Here is a 7045-nt window from a genome sequence, read left to right on the forward strand (position 1 = left end):
GGGATGGCGATGAGGCTGAGCGATTTCACGATCAAGGCGCGGCTGCTCGCACTCGCCGCGCTGGCGGTGCTGGCCATGCTGGTCGTCGGCATGCAGGGGCTGCGCAGCCTGGCGCAGTCCAAGGCCGAGTTCGTGCACTACGTGGACAACGACGTCGAGTCGCTGACCCAGCTGGCGGGCATACGTGCCGGCGTCGGCAACCTGCGCCGCTACGAGAAGGACCTGCTGATCAACCTGGCCGACGCCAAGGCCGTAGAGCGCTACCGGCAGGACTGGACCGAGACCTTCGAGAAGGTCTCCACCAGCCTGGGAAAGATTGCCCGGCTCGACGTCCCCGCAGACGTGAAGCGCATGCCGGACGAGCTGCAGCGGGCGTTGCAGGACTATCGCAGCGGCTTCGGCGCCATCCTTGATCGCGTGGCAAGGGGCGAGTTCGCCGACACGGCGGCGGCCAACCGTGCGATGGAGCCCGTCAAGGGGCCGGTGCGGGCGATGGACAAGGCCCTGAGCGAGATGACGGAGAAGGTCGACCGACATTCCGCCGCGCAGGTCGCCCGGTTGGACGAGCACGAGCAGGACATCCGTCGCCGCCTGATGGTGGTGGTTTTCGCTGCGGTCCTGCTGCTGGCGGCTTACACGACGCTCAACATCCGATCCATCCTGGCGCCGCTGGCCTACGCCGTGAAGACGGCCGAGCGCATCGCCAGCCAGGACCTCAGCCAGCCGGTCCACGCCCATGGGCGCGACGAGACGGCGGCGCTGATGCGCGGCGTGCAGGGTATGCAGGACTCGTTGGCGCGGGTCGTCAGCGGCGTGCGCCACAGCACGGACAGCATCGCCACCGCGTCGCGCGAAGTGGCCATCGGCAGCCAGGACCTCAGCAACCGCACCGAGCAGGCCGCGTCCAACCTGCAGGAGACGGCGTCGGCGATGGAGGAGCTGACCGCCAGCGTCACGCACAACGCCGAGTCGGCCGTGCGGGCCAACCAGTTGGCCAGCGATGCTGCGGAGGTGGCGCGGCGGGGCGGCGCGGTGGTGGACGAGGTCGTGCAGACCATGGGCCGCATCAGCGGCTCGTCCAACCGGATCGGCGACATCATCGCCGTCATTGACGGCATCGCCTTCCAGACCAACATCCTGGCGCTGAACGCCGCCGTCGAGGCCGCGCGGGCCGGTGAGCAGGGGCGAGGTTTTGCCGTCGTGGCGGGCGAGGTGCGCACGCTGGCACAGCGCTCGGCCGAGGCAGCCAAGGAGATCAAGTCGCTGATCCTCAGCAGCGGCGAGAGCGTGGACAGCGGCACTGCCCTGGTCGCGAAGGCCGGCCTGAGCATGCGCGAGATCATCGAGGCGATCGCGCGGGTCAGCGCCATCGTCTCAGAGATCAGCCATGCCACCGGCGAACAGAGCACCGGCATCGGGCAGATTGGCCAGGCCATCGCCAGCCTGGACGAGATGACGCAGCAGAACGCAGCACTGGTCGAGGAATCCGCCGCGGCCGCCCAGAGCCTGCAGCAGCAGGCCGACGAGTTGTCTCGATCGGTGGCAGTGTTCAGACTGAGCTGAAACAGACCGACGGAACTGGGGGACGTTTCGCGCTGTCAGCGTCTCGAGGCGATGGCCTCGCGATCCGGCCGGCGCCGCTCGCGCCCCTTCCTGGTGTCCGGTCCGGGCTCAAGCTGAGACGGCGTCCTCCCGCCCCACGCCGCGCTTGCGGGTGAAGCGCTGGATGAAGTCGTCGACGATCTCGTAGAGCACCGGGATCACCAGCAGACTCAGGAAGGTCGACGTGATCAGCCCGCCGATGACGACGATGGCCATCGGGGCGCGGAAGCTGGGGTCCGTGCCAAAACCCAGGGCGATGGGCATCATGCCCGCGCCCATGGCCAGCGTCGTCATGACGATAGGCCGCGCGCGCTTGTGGCAGGCATCCAGCAACGCCTCCAGCCTCGTCAGCCCCTGCTCGCGCTGGGCGACGATGGCGTACTCCACCAGCAGGATGGAGTTCTTCGTCGCGATGCCCATCAGCATGATCATGCCGATCATGGCCGGCATGCTGAGGTCGGTCTGCGTGACGAAGAGCGCCAGGATGGCACCCGGGATGGACAGGATCAGCGCACCCAGGATGGTGACTGGCTGCACCCAGGCGTGGAACAGCAGCACCAGCACGATGTAGATGCAAGCCACGCCCGTGCCCATGGCCAGCGCAAAGCCCTGGCCCAGCTCCGCAAATGCCTCGGCGTCGCCGATCTCGGCCTTGGTGACGCCGGGTGGCAAGTCGGCGATGCCGGGCAGGGCGCTGGCAGCGGCCTGCACCTCAGACAGCGGCTGGCCGTTCAGCTCGATCTCGAAGTTCACGTTGCGCAGCCGGTCGAAGCGGTCGATCTGGGCAGGGCCGCTGGTCAGGTGCAGCTCGGCCACCTGGCGCAGCGGCACGGGGCCGCGGCTGCCGGGCACGGTGAGCTCGCCCAGCAAGGCCAGATCGGCGCGCGCTGAATCCGGCAGGCGTACGACGATGGGCACCTGGCGTTGGGCAAGATTGAGCTTGGGCAGCAACTGGTCGTAGTCGCCCGCGGTGGCGATGCGCAGCGTGTCCGCGATCGCGGCCGTGGACACGCCCAGGTCGGCGGCGCGCGCGGCGTCGGGGCGCACGATGAGCTCCGGCCGCTGCAGGCTGGAGCTGCTGGTCACCTGTCCGATGCCGGGCAGGCCGCGCAACTCCTTCTCAACCTTGGCGGCGTGCGCCGCAAGAAGCTCGCCGTCCTCGCCGGCTAGCACGAGCTGGTACTTGTCGTTGGAGCCACCGAAGGTCACCTTGATGCGCGCGCCGGCGATGTTCTCCAGCTTCTCGCGCAGCTCGCGCTCGATCTGCTGCTTGCTGATGCCGCGGCGCTCTTTGCGCGGCGTCAGGTTCAGCGTCAGCGTGGCCTTGCGCGACTCGGCCGCGCCGCTCATTGCGAAGGGGTCGCCGCCGGCGCTGCCGCCGCCGACTGCCGTGTAGATGAGCTTGACGTGCGGATGCGCGGCGGCCGTGGTGCGAGCCTGCTCGGCGACGGCACGGGTCTGCTCGTAAGTACTGCCGGGCGGGAGCTCGATGCTGATCTGCGTCTGGCTCAGATCGTCCGGCGGCAGGAAGGCGCCCGGGATCGCGCCCATGAACAGTGGCGTGCAGGCGGCCACGCTGAAGGCGGCCGTGAGGGCCATGGTCTTGCCCTTATGCGTGAAGGCCCAGCGCGCTGCCTTCAGATAGCCGGGCATCCAGAAGGGCTCCTTGTGCACATGCTTGGGTGCCTTCAGGATGTAGGCAGCCATCATGGGTGTCAGCAGCCGAGCGACGACCAGCGAGAAGAACACGGCGATGGACGCCGTCCAGCCGAACTGCACGAAGAACTTGCCGACGACGCCGCTCATGAAGGCGGTGGGCAGGAAGACGGCGATCAGGGTGAAGGTCGTGGCGATCACCGCGAGGCCGATCTCGTCGGCGGCCTCGCGCGCCGCCTCGATGGGGGTCTTGCCCATCGTGAGGTGGCGCATGATGTTCTCGATCTCGACGATGGCGTCGTCGACCAGAACGCCGATGACCAGCGACAGCGACAGCAGCGTCACGACGTTGAGCGTGAAGCCCATCCATTGCATGACGAGGAAGGTCGGGATGGCCGACAGTGGAAGGGCCACGGCGCTGACGAGGGTGGCGCGCCAGTCGCGCAGGAAGAACCACACCACCAGCACGGCCAGGAAGGCGCCTTCCAGCAGCAGCGACAGGCTGCCGTTGTAATTCTCGATGACGGGGTCGACGAAGTTGAACGCCTCGGTGACGCTGATGTCCGGATGGGCGGCCTTGAGCTCTTCGAGCGCGGCACGGATGCGCTCGGCCACGTCCACCTCGCCGGCGCCTTTGGCGCGCACGATCTCGAAGCCGACGACGGGCTTGCCGTTCAGGAATGCGCCGCTGCGCAGCTCGCCCAGCGTGTCGATGACGCTGGCAATCTGGTCCAGCCGCACGCGGCGGCCGTCGGCCAGCGGGATGCTCATCGCGCCGAGATCGGCCGCGTTCTGCACGGTGGCGATGGTTCGCAGCGACTGTTCGGCGCCGCCCAGCTGGGCGCGGCCGCCCGGGGCCTCCTGCTGCACCTGCTTGAGTTGGCGCGACACCTCCGCCGCGCTCACGCCCAAGGCGAGCAGGCGTGCGGGATCCAATTCCACGCGCAGCTCCCGGTTGACGCCGCCGACACGCGCCACCGAGCCCACGCCGCGCACCGACAGCAGGCGCTTGGCCACCTGGTTGTCGACGAACCAGGACAACGCCTCGTCGTCCATCGAGTTCGACGACACCGTGTAGGTCAGGATGGGCATGCCCGACAGGCTCATCTTGGAGATGACCGGGTCGCGCAGGTCGGCCGGCAGGTCGGCGCGGATGCGGGTCACCGCGTCGCGCGTGTCGTCGAGCGCCTCCTGCAGCGACTTCTCCAGCCGGTACTCCACGGTGACCGTGGCCGTGCCGTCCTGTACCTTGGTGTAGATGTGCTTGACGCCCTGGGCTGAAGCGACCGAGTTCTCGATCTTGCGCGCCACCTCGGTTTCCATCTGCGCCGGCGCGGTGCCGGGCAGCGAAGCGCTGACGACGATGGTGGGCAGCTCCACGTCGGGGAACTGCTGGATCTTCATCTGCTTGAAGCCGTAGAGACCAGCCACGGTCAGCATGATGAAGAGCATGATGGCCGGCACCGGATTGGCGATCGACCAGCGGGAGACGTTGAACATCGCTGCGTCTCCGTCTTACTGTGCGACGCGCACGGTGTCGCCGTCCGCGAGGAAGCCCACGCCGGACTCGACGACACCGGCGCCCGCGGCCAGTCCCGAGCGCACTTCGACGCGCTCGCCCTCGCGACGGCCGGTCTGCACCTTGGTCTGGCGTACCTTGCTGCCGTCGATGCGGAAGACGTAGCTGAAGCCGTCGCGCAGCAGCACGGCGCTCTGCGGCAGCGTCAGCGCGGCGCTCTCGCCGAGCACGAAGTCCCCGCGTGCGAACAGGCCCGCGCGCAGCGGCTCGGCGGCTTTCAGATCCACGTAGACCAGGCCGTTGCGTGTTTGCGCGTCCACCTGCGGTGCGACGCGGCGAATGCGGCCTTCCACGGCCGGTGCGCCGCTGGGCTGCACGCGCACGAGCTGGCCCGCGCGCAGCTGCGCCAGCTCGGCGCCTGGCACCTCGGCGCGCCATTCCAGTCGGCCCTGGCGCTGCAGGCGGAACAGTTCCTGCCCCGGCTGCACCAGCGCGCCTGGCGTGGCGACGCGGGCGCTGATGACGCCGTCGTCCGGCGCGGTAATCTGTGTGTACGACAGGCGCAGCGTGTCGGCCTGCACGCGCGCTCGCGCCGCAGCGACGCGGGCCTGCGCGGCGGCGTCGGCGGCCAGGGCCTGGTCGATGGCCTGGGGCGACAACGCCTCGCTACCCTGCAGCGTCTTCACGCGCTCGGCGGTTTGGCGGGCTTCGCCGGCCGACGCCTCGGCCTCCAGCAGCGCGGCACGGCTGGCCGCGAGGTCCGCCTCCAGCGTGCCGGGGCTGAGCTTGGCGAGCAACTGGCCCTTCTTGACGCGGTCACCCACGTCGACCTGCAGCGCGGCCAGGCGCTGGCCCCCGATCTCGGCGCCGACGATGACTTCCTGCCAGGCTGCGATGGAGCCGGTGCCGGACAGGGTCTGCCGCCAGGTGGCCGACTGCGCGACCACGCGCTTGACGGTCAGGGCCGGCTTGGGCGCGGCACCGGCGGCTGGCGTCTGGGCGAACGCGGGACCGGACAGGGCGGCGACGAAGGCGGCGGCCAGCGCGAGGGTCAGCGCGGCGGTCAACAGGACAGGGGGCAGCTTCTTGATCTTCATGGTGCTCAGCGCGCGTCGGCGGTGTTCGTGTTCATGTTCGTGAGGGTGTCGGCGTTCCAACCACCGCCCAGGCTGCGGTACAGCCGAATCCAGGCCAGAGCGTGTTCGGCGCGTACGGCCAGCACGGCGTCGTAGGCGGCCAACGCATTGCGGAAGGTGGTGTTGCGTTGCACGCCGCTTTGCAGGCCGGCTTGGGCCTGGGCAGCTGTGCGGCGGGCGATGCCCTCCCATTCGCGCTTCACGGCCTCTACCTCGCGCTCGCGTTCAGCGCCTGCCGTCACGCGCTGCAGGGACTCTTCCACCTCGGACACGGCGAGCAGCCAGCGCGCCTGCAGCGCCGCCGCGGCTTCGTCCGCCGCGGCCTGCGCGCCCCGCCCGGCGGCCACGAGGGCGCCGCCATCGAAGAGCGGCAGCGTGAGGCTGGGGCCGAAAGACCAGGCGCTGCCGTGACTGCTCTTGCCGCCGACGCGCAGGCGCGTCTCGCCAGCGAGTGCGGCGAGGCTGAGTTGCGGGTAGCGTTGCGCCTCCACGCTGCGCTGCTGCTGCGCGGCTGCCAGCCAGCGCTGGTGGGCGGCGGTGAGGTCGGGGCGCTGTGCCAGCAGCTGCGCGGGCAGGGCGCTGACGTCGAAGGCGGGCGTCCTGGGTTGGCTGCGGCGCAGATCGAAGCCCTCGGTTGAGACGGGCGGCGGCGCCAGCTCGGTTGCCAGCGTGTCGGCGCGTTCAGCGCAAAGCAGGGCCAGCGTCTGCAGTGCGATCTGGGCCTCGGCCCGCCACTGGCTTCGGTTGACGGCCGCGGCGGCGCGATCGGTGTTCAGCAGCGCTGCGTCGCTGGCGCTCAACAGGCCGGCCTGCCGCTGCTCGCGGCCCCAGGCAGCGATCTGTTCGGCGAACCGGGTGTCCAGCTCGGCGGACTCCTCGCGCGCCTGCGCCAAGCGCAGCTGCACATAGGCCTGCGCCACGTCTGCCGCGAGGCTGACGCGGGCGGCATGCCAGTCGGCCGTCGTCGCCGCGGCTTCGGCCTCGCCCGCGGCGGCCGCGGCGCGCTGGCCGCCGAAGAGGTCGATCTCCCAGCTAGCGCTGAACTGCGCGGTGGCCTGGGTGCTGTCGCCAGCCACGCCATTCAGCGCGCGGCCGCGCTGAACCTGGGCGCCGACGCCGATCTGCGGCATCA

At 70.0% G+C, this 7045-nt stretch carries 4 protein-coding genes; 1 reads left to right on the forward strand and 3 read right to left on the reverse strand.

Annotated features, from left to right (window positions below):
- Positions 1-9 precede the first annotated feature (9 nt).
- Positions 10-1563 carry a methyl-accepting chemotaxis protein gene (locus VGF12_RS06290; protein WP_331175187.1) on the forward strand — a complete coding sequence of 518 codons (1554 nt, stop codon included), beginning with the start codon at positions 10-12 and terminating at the stop codon, positions 1561-1563.
- Between the two features lie 108 nt (positions 1564-1671).
- Here VGF12_RS06290 and VGF12_RS06295 read toward each other — a convergent pair whose 3' ends face one another.
- From VGF12_RS06295 to VGF12_RS06305, 3 genes are all read right to left on the reverse strand, one after another.
- Entirely contained in the window at positions 1672-4758 is a 3087-nt protein-coding gene (locus VGF12_RS06295) for an efflux RND transporter permease subunit (protein ID WP_331175188.1), read from the reverse strand.
- A gap of 15 nt (positions 4759-4773) precedes the next feature.
- Positions 4774-5874 (reverse strand): efflux RND transporter periplasmic adaptor subunit, encoded by a 1101-nt coding sequence (locus tag VGF12_RS06300; RefSeq protein WP_331175189.1) that lies wholly within the window; start codon positions 5872-5874, stop codon positions 4774-4776.
- 5 nt (positions 5875-5879) lie between these two features.
- A partial coding sequence (locus VGF12_RS06305; protein ID WP_331175190.1) for a TolC family protein occupies positions 5880-7045 on the reverse strand: 1166 nt, incomplete at its 5' end.

This window comes from Roseateles sp. (assembly GCF_036404855.1).
Classification (GTDB): Bacteria; Pseudomonadota; Gammaproteobacteria; order Burkholderiales; family Burkholderiaceae_C; genus Pelomonas.